This window comes from Psychrobacter celer (genome assembly GCF_016107555.1).
GTDB lineage: Bacteria > Pseudomonadota > Gammaproteobacteria > Pseudomonadales > Moraxellaceae > Psychrobacter > Psychrobacter celer.
Genome location: NZ_JABASU010000001.1, coordinates 107336 through 123058, shown reverse-complemented (window position 1 = coordinate 123058; position 15723 = coordinate 107336). Strand labels below are relative to the sequence as shown.

Sequence of the window (15723 nt, the reverse complement as noted above, 5' to 3'; positions counted from 1 at the left end):
ACAAAAGTGCCAGCCGCAATACCAGCAGCTCTGGCTTGTAAACGTCTGCGCAAATAAAAACATGGCTGGCGACAAATAATGCTACGATATTGGCAGTCTCGCTATAGATAATGACCGCTTTAATAGTACTGTAAGTTTATTTAACAAAACTGCTCTATGATGAATTGCTGGCTCTGCCACTATTTACCCTATTCATCAGCGCTCGTTATATCATCTGTTAAGGCGTTTATGTTACGCCGGTCTATAGGCTATAGAGAGGTGCCATAGCACGAGTCATACTAGTATTGATGTTGGTATTGAACTCGGTATCGTCGTTTAGATATAAATACACTGGCATCTGATGGTGTGCAGGGCGACTGATACAGATTGTTTACTGCCGTATAGACCTGCTATAAATTTTTGTTTATTTATGCTAGGCTACTTTCGCAGGTAGTGCTTATATTTACAGTGAACGATATAAGCGTGCGCTATTTTTTATAATAGATATCCCATTGATTCATAGGAGTGTGCCATTGTGGCGAAGATAGTTGTCATCACTTCAGGTAAAGGCGGCGTGGGCAAAACCACGACAAGTGCCTCTTTTGCCGCCGGTTTAGCATTGCGTGGTTATAAGACGGTCGTTATCGATTTTGATGTGGGTCTACGTAATCTAGACTTAATCATGGGTTGCGAAAATCGAATCGTGTACGACTTTGTCGATGTGATCAACGGCAATGCCCGTTTGTCGCAAGCGCTTGTCAAAGACAAACAGCTTGAAAACTTGTATATCCTTCCTGCCAGTCAAACGCGTGATAAAGACGCTCTGACAGATGAGGGCGTGAGCGAGGTCATGTCTGAGCTGTCTAAGCAGTTTGACTATATCATCTGCGACTCGCCTGCTGGTATCGAACGCGGCGCGCAGCTGGCCATGTATCATGCTGATGAAGCCATCATCGTCACTAACCCTGAGATTTCCTCGGTTCGTGACTCAGATCGCATTATTGGTATTTTGCAAAGCCAAACAAAAAAAGTTGCAGAAAACCAAGGCTCCGTCCGTGAGCATTTGGTCATCACGCGCTACAATCCTGAACGTGCAGCAGCAAATGAGATGATGGACATTGACACCATCTCTAATGATATTTTAAAAGTGCCATTGCTCGGTGTAGTGCCAGAAAGCCACTCCGTCTTAGAAGCCTCTAACCATGGTGAGCCTGTGATTCATTATGGCGATTCGGTTGCTGGTCAATGTTATGATGACATCGTTGCCCGCTTTTTGGGTGAAGAGCGTCCGCTGCGTCATATCGATGTGAAGAAAAAGAGTCTACTACAGCGCTGGTTTGGGAGTTAATAATGAGTAAGAAAAAAGGATTTTGGAGTAGCCTATTTGGTACTGATGACAGCAGTAGTGCTGGTAGCGCCAACCTAGCCACTGAGCGTCTTAAGGTCATCGTTGCAAGCGAAAACCGCCTAAACAGTCGTCTCACCGCCGATCGCATCGAAAAAATGAAGCGTGAAATACTAGAGGTGGTCAATAAATACGTCAATGGTGTACAGATTGATGATGTCAATATCAATCATCGCTCCGAAGACAGCTTAGACGTCTTAGAAATGAACATCAATTTGCCTGAGCACAAAAGATAAGTCTGGCAGTACAGCGCCTCTTATCAGCGATTTTGTGACGCATACGAAAAAGCCCTAAGCATCTTACTTAGGGCTTTTCTATGTGGCAATCTGATGGGTGACTTTTAGCAAGTGATATGAACATTACTCATATGAGACGGGCTTCTATTATACCTCGATGTGTCAGTCCATCGCCTACGCCGCATACGCTTAATATCGATACTCAGTGCGCTTATTTCATACGAGCGAGCAGGTTGTCTTTTTTGACAAACTGATGATACAACGCTGCAGCGATATGTAGCAATGTAAAGCCGATAATCATCGGCCAAATGATATCGGTATGCATGTCATTAAAAAAACGCGCCAAGCTTCTATCTGGTGTGACAAATACTGGAATCTGAAACAAACCAAAAATATCTACCGGTCTGCCACCATATACAGACATCAACAAACCCGCCAACGGCATCGCGATCAATGTGGCATACAAGGCAAAGTGCGACAGTTTAGAGACCCACAACTGCCAAGCTGGCATGGGCAGTGCTGGCGGCGCTTTGGTAAAAACACGGTTAATCACCCGCGCGATCATCCAAAACAATAAACTGACCCCAAACGCCTTATGCAAGCCGATATAAAGATTGCTATCGAGGTTTTCGTATAACAATATCAGAATCCAAGTGATTAGCAACAAAACCGCACTAATCCAATGAAACACGCGACTAGTGACTGACCACTTGGACATATTTGACTGTGTGTTATTCATGAGCTGCTCTATTATCCTTATCGCTATTTATGGCAGTGATTGGTTGGCAATGCACACAAGGAAAATGAATAGCCGTAGGTTTGTATCTATTCTAAAACAGATTAACGATACCAACCGAACGCTAGCTGTCCATCTCAACCAACTGATGCGCGATTTTTTCTAAATCAGGCACCACATAAACGGTGTCCTCAATCATCACCGTTTGAAAAAGGTAGGATAGCATACCCTCTGCCGTAAAGCGTCCCTCAGCGGTAATTTTATCCGTGCTGTCAGAGTCGGCAAAATACGCCTGCCTATCTGTATCTTTCACATCAGAGATACCCACTTGGCGCTGATACAATTGACCTGACGTCTGGAGCGCCATGCGGTGCTCTATGGTGTTACCTTCTAGTATAATCATCTTATCAGGCGTTTGTTCTTGCGTGAGCAGATCAAACACAGGCAATACTTGCTGCTGCCAATGATAGCTGGAGGCGCGCTCATGCGTGTCTTCAATGCTCAAAATCAGACCGCTTGGAATAATCCAATCAGGCTGATTAAAAGCGGGAATAAAAGTGACATCCAGCATACCGTGGTTTGTGGTCAGTAAGCTGACTGCTTCAAACGAGTGTCGTAAAATTTGTTTCATACATCGCTCACAGTAAGTTAACGCAAAGAGGCCGTCGCCTTTTCACCAATATAGTCGGTAAGTTTTTGTGCCAATTGAACAGGGCTGCCGACAAAATCACAATAACCTGAATCAATGATGGCTTGTGGTTGGCTCGGACAAGCACTCAAGTTTGGCTCTTGTGCCCATAATTGGCTGTCATTATCTTGAATAAGATCCAAGTATTGCGAGCCATCATCACCCATACCTGAAAATATGATGTTGATAAGCTCACTGCCGTACACATCGCTGGTGTTTTTTAAAATCTGGCCAATAGCTGGTTTGTATTCACCATCCCAAGGCTGCTCTAGCAGTATCACCCGCCCAGTAGAGTCACAGACTATCTGCTTGTCTATAGGGGCTATCAGACATTGACCAGCTCGCAGACGCTGCGATGAGGTGATGACCTGACAGCGCCACTCGTTGTGGCGATTTAAAATACGGGGCAGCGTACCAATCATGGTTTGGTTAAAATGATGCGCGAGTAAAATACAAATCGGTAGCGTGGGCGATAAGTTATCCAAAAACTCTTTTACCGCGCTCGGCCCGCCCATAGAGGCACCCAAAAACACCACATAATGCCAGTCGTTATCAGTATCATCGCTTTTATAGACAGGCGTATGCACCAACACGGGCAGTGCCAGCATCTGCGCCAGCTTACGCTTTAGCTGACGCTGCCATTTAGCATACAGCTGCGCTTCATTGAGATAAGGGGCTTGACTAAATCCCACCAGCACGGCGGCAGGTTTGGAGGCAGCCGTTACCGTCGCCATATCATCATCATAGTCGCTATCGATCAGCCAAATGTCTATTTCGGCCTCAAAAAGTGCGGTTTTTTTTTGTAATTGCGCACGCGACACACAGTCTATCAGCGCAAAACCGCAGCTACGAACTGTGTCTGAAAACGCCATGCGCTGATGATGGTCTTCGGCCACCACCAGCACCTTTATATTTGCTTTTGCCTTCCCTGTTAGTGCCAAAATACCTGCATTATCCTTCATAAGTTAAGCTGACCTCATCACCCAGCAGCCTCTGGATTTTATCGAGCAGCTGTTTTTCTTGGAACGGTTTGCCCATATAGTCATTTACCCCAATCTCTAAGGCGCGCTGACGATGCTTTTCACCAGTACGCGAGGTGATCATAATGATTGGAATATGCTGTAAGCGCTGATTGTTTCTGACTTGCGTTGCCACCTCAAAGCCATCCATCCGCGGCATCTCAATATCGAGCAATATCATATCTGGCGTGGTTTCTTGTAGTATTTCGATAGCATCGATACCATCTCTGGCAAGCGCCACATTGAAGCCTTGACGCTCTAAGAAACGAGAGGTCACTTTACGTACCGTGACTGAGTCATCCACCACCAGTACCGTCGGTTTTGACTGAGTGCCGCTAGGTTTGGTCACGTTTTTGACTCTTGGAGCATTTCGCATTAGGGCAATCAAGTCCAAAATCGGCATGACCGAGCCATCACCCATGATGGTCGCCGCCGAAATGCCTGAGAGGTTGGATAGCTGCTGTCCCAATGGTTTGACGACCACTTCAATACGTGAGCCTGCAATCTGATCGACCTGTAAGGCGATGTTTTGTCCCGTGCGGTTTTTGATGATGATCAGTGGTAGGCTAGTGTTGGTATTGACCATCAGCTCGTTGAGCTTATTACCCGAGAGAATCTCGTTGAGATAACGTACGCGGTAATCATTCCCTTCAAACGCTAACGTGGCGTCGTTGGACTGATAATACTCATAAAGTTTTTCTGGGTTGATACGCACCACACGCTCGATCTGTACCAGTGGAATAGCATAGTAGCGATCGGCTGCACGTACGACCAGCGCATCAGACACTGCAACTGTCAGTGGTAAGCGCATGGTAAAGCGTGACCCTTTGCCCAGCTCCGACACCACAGTGACCGCCCCGCCCAACTGGCGAATCTCACTGATCACTACATCCATACCAACGCCGCGGCCTGAGATTTGCGTCACTTGCTTACTGGTACTCAAGCCGGCATTAAAGATATATTGCATGATATCGACATCAGTCAGGCTATCGTCATTGGCATCGATAAGGCCTTGAGAGATGGCTTTGTTGCGTACGGCTTCTACATCGATACCGCAGCCATCATCCGATAACTGAATGACGACCTCACTCCCTTCGCGGTGCACCTCTAAAGTGATATGACCGCTACGCTCTTTGCCTGCTTTGAGTCGAGCCGAGGTGTTTTCGATACCATGGTCGACAGCGTTTCGCAGCATATGCTCAAGCGGTGAGGTAATCCGCTCCAAAATGGTTCTATCCATCTCATCATCAGCATTGATAATGGTCAATTCTACAGATTTATTAAGCTCGTTTGCAGTCTGACGGACGACACGCTCCAGACGCGGGGTCAAGCGCGTAAACGGCACCATACGCGAGTTCATCAAACCGTCCTGTAGCTCGGTTTGTGTACGTGCCAGCTGCAGCAGCAAGCTTTCGCTATCACGGGTTTTTTCTAATAAAGTGTGGTTGATATCGACCAAATCCGAGGCCGACTCTGACAATGATTTGGACAACTGATTGAGTGACGAGTACTGATCCATCTCCAATGGATCAAAACCTTCATTATTAATCAGCTCGTCATCGATTTGCGACAATATCTGTGCTTCAAGCTCCGTCTCCATACGGCGCAGCTGATCGGCCAAGCGCTGTACGGTAATGCCCATCTCTTCGATACTGTTGGTCAAGCTGCTCATACCCATATCGATACGAGCACGGTTGATCGCAGACTCACCCGATAGGTTGATCATATGCTCAATCAAGCCACCTGAGATACGAATCATCTCATTGCTGCTGGCACTCTGCTCTTCCTCATCGGTCTCTGCAAACATCGACGGCATCTGACTGATGTCTTTTTCTAGATATTGTGAATCCTGTGCTTCTTTTGCCAGCAAGATCGCTGTACGCTGTGCTTGCAGCGACTCTTTTGGTACTTGTTTTAGGCTATTAGGGTTTTTACCAAACTGCTGGAGCGCTTCAATCAGTAGCGTCGGCGTTGGCGGGTTGACCTGTAGACCTAGCATAAATACCGCATCTGCCAGCCAGTCGTGACAAGCAACAATCAATGCTTGAGCTTTTTCGGTTGCAGGACGGCGACGGCTGGCAAAGTTTTTATACGTCGCTTCTAGCTCATAAGCCAAGTCAGCGATGCCGCTGGCGCCGACCATTTTGGCACCACCTGTGATGGTATGCAGATCACGCTGTAGCGACTGTAACGCCACGGTATCTTCGGCATCTTGCAAAAACACTTGCAAGTGTCGGTTTTGGTTGGTCAGCTCTTCTGCTTCTTCTAAAAACACCGCCAAAAGATCAGGATCAGGCAAGCCATTGGCCCATGATTGCTTGATCATGGTATCTAAGCTGACCGTGTCTGCTACTTCATGGCTCTGCTGGGTATTGTCAGCCTGTGCTTGGGTGTCGGCGTCGAAGTGGTTAGTCGGTGCTGGTATGATCAGCTCAACCACCGCTGGCAATGTGTCTGCTTTTTCAAACTGTTGTAACTGCTCAATCAATTCTGTAGCAAAAAACGACTGCTGATGACGAACGATATGCATGACTTGCAATGACATGGTGTCCTGCACCATTTGCATAATCTTTAGCCACTGCGCGGTTGGTGTTTTCCTGTTTTCTACAAAGGCTTCATAAATGCTCTCCGCCTCATGGGTCAGGTCGCCAATACTGCTAATGCCCGCCATTCTTGCGCCACCTTTGATAGTGTGTAGGTGACGCTGCAATACTTTAAGCGCGTTGATATTGGTGATATCGGCACGCCACTTACTAAAGCTTTCATCCAGCGCGTCATCTAGCTCTTGCGCTTCTTCTAAGAAGATCTCAAGCAGCTCTACATCGGTATCGATCGACTCAAGCTGCAGCTCGGGTGCAGCAACCGTGCGAACCATCGACTCGGCATCATCGCCGTCATCGAAGCCAGCAAGCGCCTGCAACTCATGTAGCACTTGCGGGTCGACTTTTAGTGAAGTGCTGCCAGCGAGCGCATCAAACAAGCCGACCAATTGCGCGTGGCCAGCGAGTAATACCGCCTGCACCTCTGCTTGTTTTGCCAATTCTGGATGCCGCTGTAGATAAGCGTAAGCGTGCGCCAAACCGCCAAGGATAGCAGTGAATTTTGGAAATTCTTGGGCTTTATTGGTGAGGTGTTTGATTTGGCTAAGTTGCTGCTCTATATAGCGCTGAGCCTGCGAGATATCCCCCTGACTTAGCGCCTCCTCTAGCTCCCACTCAGCGTCTAATAACTCATCAATATTGTCATCCAACAACTGCTCAATCGTTGGCTTATTGTCGGAGGCTGTCTGATCGTCATGGATGAGATACTGCTCACCAAGCATGGCTTGCAATGACGCAATATCTTGCTGGCTTTGGGCATCTTCCACCGAAACATCAGGTTGTTGGACGTTTTGCTTATAATTCGTTAGATAACCATTGATCAGCATAGCTGACCGTGCCAACGCCTCTAAATGCAGCGGCGTCATCGCGGTATCTTGCTGTTGTAGCAGCTCTAAACTATGCTCTATCGTCGCACTCACGTCACTGATAGCCGCTAACGCACTAGAGCCTGATGCGCCGCGCAGCGTATGAAAGGCTCGTACAATCTCATCGGTCACCTCAATCTGAGGCTGATCTCGATGCGTGGCAACAAACTGCTCAATGTCTTGTAATAACGCTTCGGCTTCATCGATGAAAATCTCACAGAAGGCTTGCTCTTCTTCGCTCTGCGGCGTCAAAATCACCGGTGCTTCTGCCATCATTTCATTGACAGAAGTAAGCGATTGCAAGGTACTATCTATCTCTATGGCCGCTACAGCGTCCCTTACCTCGCTGTCATCACCGTCATTACTGTCATCACTACCTTCATAGTCGCTCGCAGCCTCAATCTCATCGGCATCAGTCTCATCCCACCGCTCTGAAGCTAAAGCCAAGTCGTCTTTGTGAATATCAGACGCAGGCGTACTGCCCGTTTGCGCCAGTAAGGCTGGGTAACTAAAGTCCTGAGATTTTTGTTTGCTATAGGCGTTTGCACAGGCAATCCATAACGGTATCAGTGCTGGATACTCTTCACCACCTTGCTCAAAGGTAGCGAGCATCGCTGGGTAAGCGGCTAATACATCAGCCATTAGCTGAGTGATATCTGCTGTCACCTCAATACTGCGATCCAGTACACGATTGAGCATATTTTCAATAGCCCAAGCCAGCTCAGCGCTATAGTTGGCCCCGACCATGCGGCCTGAGCCTTTTAGGGTATGGAAACCGCGGCGAATATCTGTCAAGGCATCTAGGTCAGTAGGAGACATGCGCCAGTTTTCATACAAAGGCACGATTTCGCTCAATACCTCATCGGCCTCTTCGATAAATATCTCTTTAATATCAGGGTCTGCATCATTGGCATCGGCTGGTAGCTGCTCAGTATCTGGCATAAAGGGCGCAAGCACTGCTGGAACCTCAAGATCAAACAAAGACACCGTTTCGCCGCGCACTTCGGTATCGGCTGTATCCATACCGATCTCATTAGACGCAGCGGCATCATTACTCTGTGATGCAGCGACGTCAGCTGCAGCGCGCACTTCATCAGCCAGCATTTCCGCCTCAGCCCCTGACTCGGTGTCAGAGATGGCCAATGCAGACTCGCTCTCGGCCAATCCAGCGTCGACAGGTTGTCCGCTCAATAGATTACGGCTTTGCAGTATTGTGATAGCAGGATCCACACTTGGCGGCCGTTTGGCTTGAAAGTCGGCGACGAGAGTGGGCAGATGCGTTGTGGTTTGCGTGACCAGAGTTACCACGTCTTCGGTGACGGGCAAGGTTTTGTCCAACAATCGATTCAGTAAGTTTTCGATAGACCAAGCCATCTCACTGATGCTAAAAGCCCCCACCATGCGCCCTGAGCCTTTTAGAGTATGAAAACCTCTACGCACTTCTGTCAAGGGTGTCAAATCCTGTGAGTCTTGCTGCCAAATAGGCAAAAAGTCTTCTAAATCAGCGATCACTTCTGTGACTTCTTCGACAAATATCTCACAGATATCGGCATCTGCCTCAAAGCTATCAGGCTGCAACTGCGTGCGAGCCTCGGCCAATGCTTCACTATCCTTATGCGTAGCACTGTCATCTTGCACGTTGTCATCACGCATGTTGTCATCCTCTAGCGCATCATCGGATGGCTGGGCAGATAGATCATGACTGGCAGGAGCAATCTCACCGCTGTCATCATAGCGCAGCACGTCAGTTGCGGCAGGTGTCTGGGTATGAAAAGTATCACTAACCATCTCTGGCGCCTCAATATAAGCATCAAGCAGTGCTTCTGCTCTGGCCGTATGCTCACTTGCGAGCGTTAATAGTTGCTGATCAAAAACCTGCTGAGCCAGATAATCTAACAACAGCTCGATTGACGTTAGTGCTTCCGCCAAGGCTTGCGTCACATCCCAACTCAGCGCATCAATCTCGTGCGTTTTTAGCTGGCTAAAGATATGCGCGATCTGATCGGTGGTCTGGCAGATCGTTGGCAACCCCATATCATCAAAGGCTTGACCGATTTTTGCAAAGTCAGCAGTCGTCGGTAGCAGATGCACTTCTTGACGCTGTATATACTCATTAAAGCTTTGTTTGACGTCTTCGACAGCGATGCGCAGCTCACGCAGCCCTTCACCCGCCGACACAGCATCAGCACTTGTGACGGGTTGCTCGTTGGCACTGTCAAGTACATCAGAAAAAGGAACAAACGCGGCGGCCTCACCAATCTTTTGCGAGATCACTTGCTCCGTATTGTAAATGGCGCTGTATAGCTCTTGCAGCTTTTGTTCAATTTGCCATTGTACTTGAGTCAGCGCCGCCTCAGACGCCAGCGCCTGCTCTATCTCGGTCAGTATTTCTGCCACTTGTGCGGCATAATATGTCCAACCACGCCCCTCCAGCTGAGTTTGTATCTTTTGCAGCGGATACAACAGTGTGGTTGGCTTGTCTAAATGAAAAACCAAAGTCTCAAGTTCACTCAATATACGCGGTAAAAAACGCGACTCTACCGCCGAGCTTTGGGGCAAGTTGCTCAGTATCGACTGCGTATTGTCACTGCTTTGGTCGAGACCACTTAGCTCGATATAAATATTGGTTATAAGGCTGTTGATGACACTTGTCACAGGCGGTGTTTGCTGTACAAAAGCATCAATGATCTGATCAAGCTCGCTTAACAGAGGGGCATACTGCTTAGGCAATGGAGCGGTATTTTTCGCAAGCTCACTAAACCACAGCTCAGTCAAGTACCAGAGCCGCTGCAAATTTTCCTCTTGGCTCGTCTGCCGCAGGTATTGGCTGACTTTTTCTAGCGGGGTTAATAACGGCGGCTGATTACTATTAACACTTAACAGCACCTGTACTTGTTGTCGCCAGACGAGCAATAACTGCTGGTATTGTTGCTCGTCTAGATGCTCGGTGACGTCATCTGTTCGCACAGGTACGGCCAGCTCAAACCCATCCACAGCCGCATCTGTGTCAGTTTTTTGATGCAATGCGCCCTGCTGAATAGCGCTGGATGCCAATGATGACCCACTAGCCGCTCCCAATTGCGTTAGCACCTCAAGCAGTTGCTCCGCGGCGGCCGTGATTGGGGCGGTATGGTGACTGCCGATGCGAGCATACTGATTTAACGCTCGTTGCAACAATCGGTGCGCAAGCTGACCCACGCGGCGCGCCTCGCTAGCTAGGCCATCGCGGCCACCAACTTCTGCTAATGCGCTGAGCTTGTATGCCAGATCTGCCAATGCCGGTAGATTGCTCATGATGAGCGCGCCACCGAGCTGATGATAGGGCGCGACCATGTGCTCATAATTGATGGGATCAGCGTCTAATTGCCAGCCATCCGATACCTGTGATAATTGCTGATTAAATAGAGGGAGCAACCACTCAAGCGTCACTATGTCATTGGGCTGGTTTTTCATAGGGTCATCCTAACTCGTCTAGGCACTAATTTTGCCACTCATGAAGGCACGGGTTTTAAGTGTTGGTCTTTTGCCACACATTAACCTGTGGGTTCGCAATACGGCGCATATTTGCAGGACGCCAAAACAGCGCCTCACCCGGAGCCAATACAATGTATCCACCGGGAGCACACTGCGCTGACAGCCGCGCCAAAATATCACGCTGATCAAATTTGCGAAAATACAGCAGCATGTTTTGGCAAATAATCACCTGCTGCAGATGTGGCGTGGGTGGTTGCTGCTCGATAATATTATGTAAAGCAAAGCTTACGTGTGATTGCAGCGTTGGGGCAACTTGCCATGATGTCTGTATCGCTGTAGCAGGCATCGCGGTATCTGCCAAGCTCGATGTAGACGTTGGGCGGTTTGCTGATAACGGATACACATACGGCTGACAGTGCTGCGGAATCAAGGCCTGCTGACGTTTGTCATATTGCGCCAACCGTGCTTTTACCAGTGCTTGTTCACTAACGTCAGTGCCTAATATCACAAACCTCGTCAGCTGCTGCGCCGCCAGACTCATGGCCAGCGACCACACCTCTTGCCCACCGGCACAGCCCACACTCCAAATACGAAACAACTTATCTACGCCGCTTACCCCATTAGCACTTATCCTATCGGCGTTTAGGGCTAGGCGTTGATGCTCGGCGGCGCACTGGGTCACAAAATCTATCGAAGGCTGATGTCGAAAAAAACGGCTTTCGTGGATAAGTACTTTGTCCAGCAGCTGTTGACGCAGCGCATTGCTTTTGGGCAGCTGATACCATAGCTGCTTGACGCTTAAGCCATGCGACTGGGCGGTATGGTCAATCGCATTTTTTAACCATTTTAGCTGGACATCTGGTAGTACAAAGCCCGTTTCGAGCTCTATATACCGTTGCCATTGCTGCGCATCAAAATGATCGTTTTGCATTACCGTCTTACCCAGCGCAGCGCTGCTTGCTTTAACAAAGCTGCGGGTTGGTTGATTAAGATCGTCCACATGACCTGCTATCATTGTTATGCACCGTTACTGCACCTGTTTGCCGACTCAGGCTCTAGCACCAAATACTTATCAGACGCTCTCTGATAAAACCTCTTCAGACTCTAGCATATCAGCGTCCAACAACTCATCGTCATTTGAGATTTTAAACCCAGTGACAGACTCTTGTAGTGCGGCTGCCATCTCACTCAACTCACCGATAGAGCGCGCGGTCGCCATGGTACCTGATGAGGTCTGTGACGTAATGTCTTGAATGACGTTCATGGTGTGTGAAATATGGCCTGCAGATTCAGCTTGCTGCAATGCCGCGTTTGAGATGTTTTGGATCAAATCAGCGAGCGTGTTTGAAACGCTTTGCACTTCTTCTAGTGCCTCACCGGCGTCTTTTGCCAGACGTGCACCGCGTACGACTTCAGAGGTCGTTGATTCCATCGAAACGACCGCCTCATTTGTATCTGCCTGAATGGTTTTTACCAGTGTTTCGATCTGCTTGGTCGCATTGGCTGAACGCTCAGCGAGACGCTGAACCTCGTCAGCAACGACCGCAAAGCCTCGGCCTGCCTCACCTGCCATCGACGCCTGAATGGCCGCATTCAATGCCAAAACGTTGGTCTGATCGGCAATGTCATTAATCAAGCTAACGATATCGCCAATCTCTTGTGACGACTCACCCAAGCGCTTGATACGCTTTGAGGTTTCTTGAATCTGATCACGAATCACGTTCATACCTTCGATAGAGCGCTGTACCACCTCGGCTCCATTATAGGCAATGGCAACTGAGCGCTGGGCTACGGTCGCTGACTCTGAGGCGTTGTTAGACACTTGGTCAATCGACACCGTCATTTCATTAATCGCCGCCGACACGCCAGCGATCTCTTGTGCTTGGTGCTCAGAGGCTTCGGCCAACTCTACAGCGTTCATCTGTGTTTGCTCTGATGATTGCGAGACGCGCTCAGCGGTACTGTTAATGACCAGTACCAGCTGACGCAGCTGGTCGATGGCAAAGTTGACTGAGTCGGCAATCGCCCCTGTAAAGTCTTCTGATACAGTCGCATTGACGGTCAAGTCCCCTTCTGCCAAGTCACCTAGCTCATCGAGTAGACGCAAAATAGCGATCTGGTTACGCTCGTTTTCCTCTTGGATTTGACGAGCACGCTCAGACTCCGCCTCGGCTTCTTGACGGCGACGTAGGGTTTCTTTTTCGATCAAGATGCGCTCTGAGCCGCCCCGTTGTTTTAAGATTTTATATAGGGCAAAGAAAATACCTAGCATGCCTATGATCAACACCACCACAGGCAGAATGACCGATTGATTAAAGTCAGAGAAATACTGACTCACTGACGATACAGAGTTGCCTAGCCAAATCAAACAAGCCACGCTTATCGCCACAAACAGAACCAGCAATAAATTCCATTCACTATAGGCATCTTTGCCATCCGCTGTGGTTTTGGGCGTACCAGCTACAGGTTTTTTTATAACATCACTCATCTTACGTATTCCTTTCAAACAATCGTCAAAGTCTTATCGTGACTGACTTTGACAATCTTATTGTTATCAAAACAACGATCAACAAAGCCTGTATGAATGCTGACATCCAACCGCATCATGTCAGTCGCTAATCCTCTGTCTTTATGAATGAGACAGATTCTGTATTATCGACAGTTATATTGCCGCATCGCTATACTGCAAATCCTGCGCTAGTAAGCTTGGCATGAAAACATACCAATCTTGCTCATTTTTATAAAACTTACCGTGATTATAAGGCGCAAATGGTGAGCTTGGCTCGATGGCCTCGGCGCGATATTGGTCACTGGTAAACTGCTCAATACCGATCACCTGATCGACGAGCAAACCTGAAAACAGGTTGTCGTGATCGATGACAATGACCTTACGCTGACTCATTTGCGCCACACGGCTAGGTACTTGTAAAAACTGTGACAAATCCGTGATCGGTAATAAACGACCACGGATATTGGCAATACCTAGCATCCAAGGCTTCACTAAGGGTAAGCTGGTATATTCTGGCATGGCCAACACCTCCGATACCTGACCCATTGGCGCCACCAAACGCTGTCCGCCAATCTCAAATACCACACCTTGCCAGTCATATTCTTGCCCACTGCGGCGACCACTTTTGCGCGCGCGTGCCAGATCTGCTAGACGCAGAAGCTCAATAAACCCTTTGGAAGCCACAAGCTACTCCATTACTCGACGAATGATATTGACCAAGCTGCTCTCGTCAATCGGTTTGGTCATATACTCTTTAGCGCCTTGACGCTTACCCCACACACGGTCTGTTTCTTGGTTTTTGGTACTGATCATGATCACTGGGATATGGGCGGTGGTTTTGCCGCGGGTGATCTTGCGTGTCGCCTGAAAACCATTCATCTCTGGCATCACCACATCCATCAAAATCACATCTGGCAGATGATCTGCTGCCATCTGACAGCCCTGCTCCCCATTGTTCGCCTCTAACACTTGAAAGTTGTTTTTGGAGAGCATGTCGCGAAATTTCGCCATTTCAGATGGCGAGTCGTCAATGACTAAGACGGTAGTCATAGGATTTTCCTTTATTTACGAAGATGTCCATTTGGATATTCAAATATATTATAAAGACCAACTGCTAAAGCCTGTGCTCCAAATACTCATGATCACACGCCTCTCACCGCAGTGGTTACTCGTTGTCAAGCGGCTAGCAACAGCCGTACGTGATATCAAAACCTGCACAAAATATGCCACGCTCAAAGATAGTCTGGCACATTTATTTTGACCCTTTGTCTAGCGATATTGGTTGATCGCGTCAAACAGCTCGTCTTTACTAAATGGCTTGGTCAGATACTCATCAGAGCCAACGATACGGCCGCGTGCTTTATCAAACAAACCGTCTTTAGATGACAACATGATTACAGGCTTGTCGGCATAATCAGGGTTGTTTTTGATCAAAGCACAGGTTTGATAACCATCTAAACGTGGCATCATAATATCCACAAAAATAATATCGGGATTGTTATCGACAATCTTTGCAAGTGCATCAAAGCCATCAATAGCAGTTACAACTTCGCAGCCCGCCTTTTGTAACAAGGTTTCTGCAGTACGGCGAATGGTTTTGGAATCATCAATCACCATCACTTTTAAGCCATCAAAATTATTTTCCATTCTCATTGTCCTATGAACGACTATGGGTTTGTCACGCGATCTATCAACACAGCTGTTAGGGTATTCTCAATTGATCATTTATTGATTATGGGCTTGAGACGACCTCTGCCATCTATCTATATCGTAGCGGACCTATCTTTTCTTTTATGAGTATCTGGCTTTTATCAGTCCTGAGCAAAAGTAGCCCCGCCATCTGGGTCATGATAGGCAATTTATGAAGGCTGAATCGATTGACGCTCAATCCGGTGGCCAACCACCAACCACTGTGCTTAGCGTGTCGCCAGATAAAGGTATCTTAATGCATAAAAAACATTAAAGCACTTTGCCATAAACTATCGTCATCCTACTTTTTGATAAAAACAGGGCAAAAAATCCACCAACTTCATGATATTTCTGCATTATATAGAATCAACTACCACATTGCTGAATAATTTTCGATTGTGATAAAAATGTATCAATATATTTTGTTATGTTTGTTTTAGCACAGTTATTCATGCAATTCCAGTGATTAACAAATTTATGTTCAGACTGACCAGTCTCCTAGCTAATAACTTAAATAGCTAT

General features: G+C 47.7%; 10 protein-coding genes and 1 pseudogene. 2 read left to right on the top strand and 9 right to left on the bottom strand.

The window, feature by feature from the left end; all coding sequences use genetic code 11:
• Nucleotides 1-514 precede the first annotated feature (514 nt).
• Nucleotides 515-1327, top strand: coding sequence for a septum site-determining protein MinD (gene minD, locus JFC05_RS00475; protein WP_075100396.1), 813 nt, complete (start codon nucleotides 515-517; stop codon nucleotides 1325-1327).
• A 2-nt stretch (nucleotides 1328-1329) separates the two neighbouring features.
• Complete coding sequence (gene minE, locus JFC05_RS00470) at nucleotides 1330-1620, top strand: cell division topological specificity factor MinE (RefSeq protein WP_198335312.1); 291 nt, start codon at nucleotides 1330-1332, stop codon at nucleotides 1618-1620.
• A gap of 211 nt (nucleotides 1621-1831) precedes the next feature.
• On the opposite strand, the gene JFC05_RS00465 is transcribed toward minE, so the two are convergent.
• From JFC05_RS00465 to pilG, 9 genes and pseudogenes are all read right to left on the bottom strand, one after another.
• Nucleotides 1832-2359 (bottom strand): cytochrome b, encoded by a 528-nt coding sequence (locus JFC05_RS00465; RefSeq protein WP_105244124.1) that lies wholly within the window; start codon nucleotides 2357-2359, stop codon nucleotides 1832-1834.
• 121 nt (nucleotides 2360-2480) lie between these two features.
• Complete coding sequence (locus JFC05_RS00460) at nucleotides 2481-2987, bottom strand: hypothetical protein (RefSeq protein WP_192994930.1); 507 nt, start codon at nucleotides 2985-2987, stop codon at nucleotides 2481-2483.
• 17 nt (nucleotides 2988-3004) lie between these two features.
• Nucleotides 3005-4006 carry a chemotaxis protein CheB gene (locus tag JFC05_RS00455; protein ID WP_198335311.1) on the bottom strand — a complete coding sequence of 334 codons (1002 nt, stop codon included), beginning with the start codon at nucleotides 4004-4006 and terminating at the stop codon, nucleotides 3005-3007.
• Nucleotides 3996-10982, bottom strand: coding sequence for an Hpt domain-containing protein (locus JFC05_RS00450; RefSeq protein WP_198335310.1), 6987 nt, complete (start codon nucleotides 10980-10982; stop codon nucleotides 3996-3998). Before JFC05_RS00450 ends, JFC05_RS00455 begins: the two co-directional genes overlap by 11 nt.
• Nucleotides 10983-11037: 55 nt before the next feature.
• Nucleotides 11038-12018 carry a CheR family methyltransferase gene (locus JFC05_RS00445; RefSeq protein WP_198335309.1) on the bottom strand — a complete coding sequence of 327 codons (981 nt, stop codon included), beginning with the start codon at nucleotides 12016-12018 and terminating at the stop codon, nucleotides 11038-11040.
• A gap of 57 nt (nucleotides 12019-12075) precedes the next feature.
• A pseudogene (locus JFC05_RS00440) lies at nucleotides 12076-13149 on the bottom strand (methyl-accepting chemotaxis protein); the annotation flags it as partial.
• 516 nt (nucleotides 13150-13665) lie between these two features.
• Entirely contained in the window at nucleotides 13666-14196 is a 531-nt protein-coding gene (locus JFC05_RS00435) for a chemotaxis protein CheW (protein WP_198335307.1), read from the bottom strand.
• Nucleotides 14197-14199: 3 nt separating this feature from the next.
• A complete protein-coding gene (locus JFC05_RS00430) occupies nucleotides 14200-14562 on the bottom strand; it encodes a response regulator (protein ID WP_192994920.1) in 363 nt (120 codons plus the stop codon).
• A gap of 219 nt (nucleotides 14563-14781) precedes the next feature.
• Complete coding sequence (gene pilG, locus JFC05_RS00425; protein WP_075100386.1) at nucleotides 14782-15159, bottom strand: twitching motility response regulator PilG; 378 nt, start codon at nucleotides 15157-15159, stop codon at nucleotides 14782-14784.
• Nucleotides 15160-15723: the final 564 nt, after the last annotated feature.

What these genes read in the sequence shown, in the direction of transcription:
- minE (WP_198335312.1), top strand. Translation starts at nt 1,330, where the DNA reads ATGAGTAAGAAAAAAGGATTTTGGAGTAGCCTATTTGGTACTGATGAC.
- JFC05_RS00465 (WP_105244124.1), bottom strand. Translation starts at nt 2,359, where the DNA reads ATGAATAACACACAGTCAAATATGTCCAAGTGGTCAGTCACTAGTCGC.
- JFC05_RS00460 (WP_192994930.1), bottom strand. Translation starts at nt 2,987, where the DNA reads ATGAAACAAATTTTACGACACTCGTTTGAAGCAGTCAGCTTACTGACC.
- JFC05_RS00455 (WP_198335311.1), bottom strand. Translation starts at nt 4,006, where the DNA reads ATGAAGGATAATGCAGGTATTTTGGCACTAACAGGGAAGGCAAAAGCA.
- JFC05_RS00450 (WP_198335310.1), bottom strand. Translation starts at nt 10,982, where the DNA reads ATGAAAAACCAGCCCAATGACATAGTGACGCTTGAGTGGTTGCTCCCT.
- JFC05_RS00445 (WP_198335309.1), bottom strand. Translation starts at nt 12,018, where the DNA reads ATGATAGCAGGTCATGTGGACGATCTTAATCAACCAACCCGCAGCTTT.
- JFC05_RS00430 (WP_192994920.1), bottom strand. Translation starts at nt 14,562, where the DNA reads ATGACTACCGTCTTAGTCATTGACGACTCGCCATCTGAAATGGCGAAA.
- pilG (WP_075100386.1), bottom strand. Translation starts at nt 15,159, where the DNA reads ATGGAAAATAATTTTGATGGCTTAAAAGTGATGGTGATTGATGATTCC.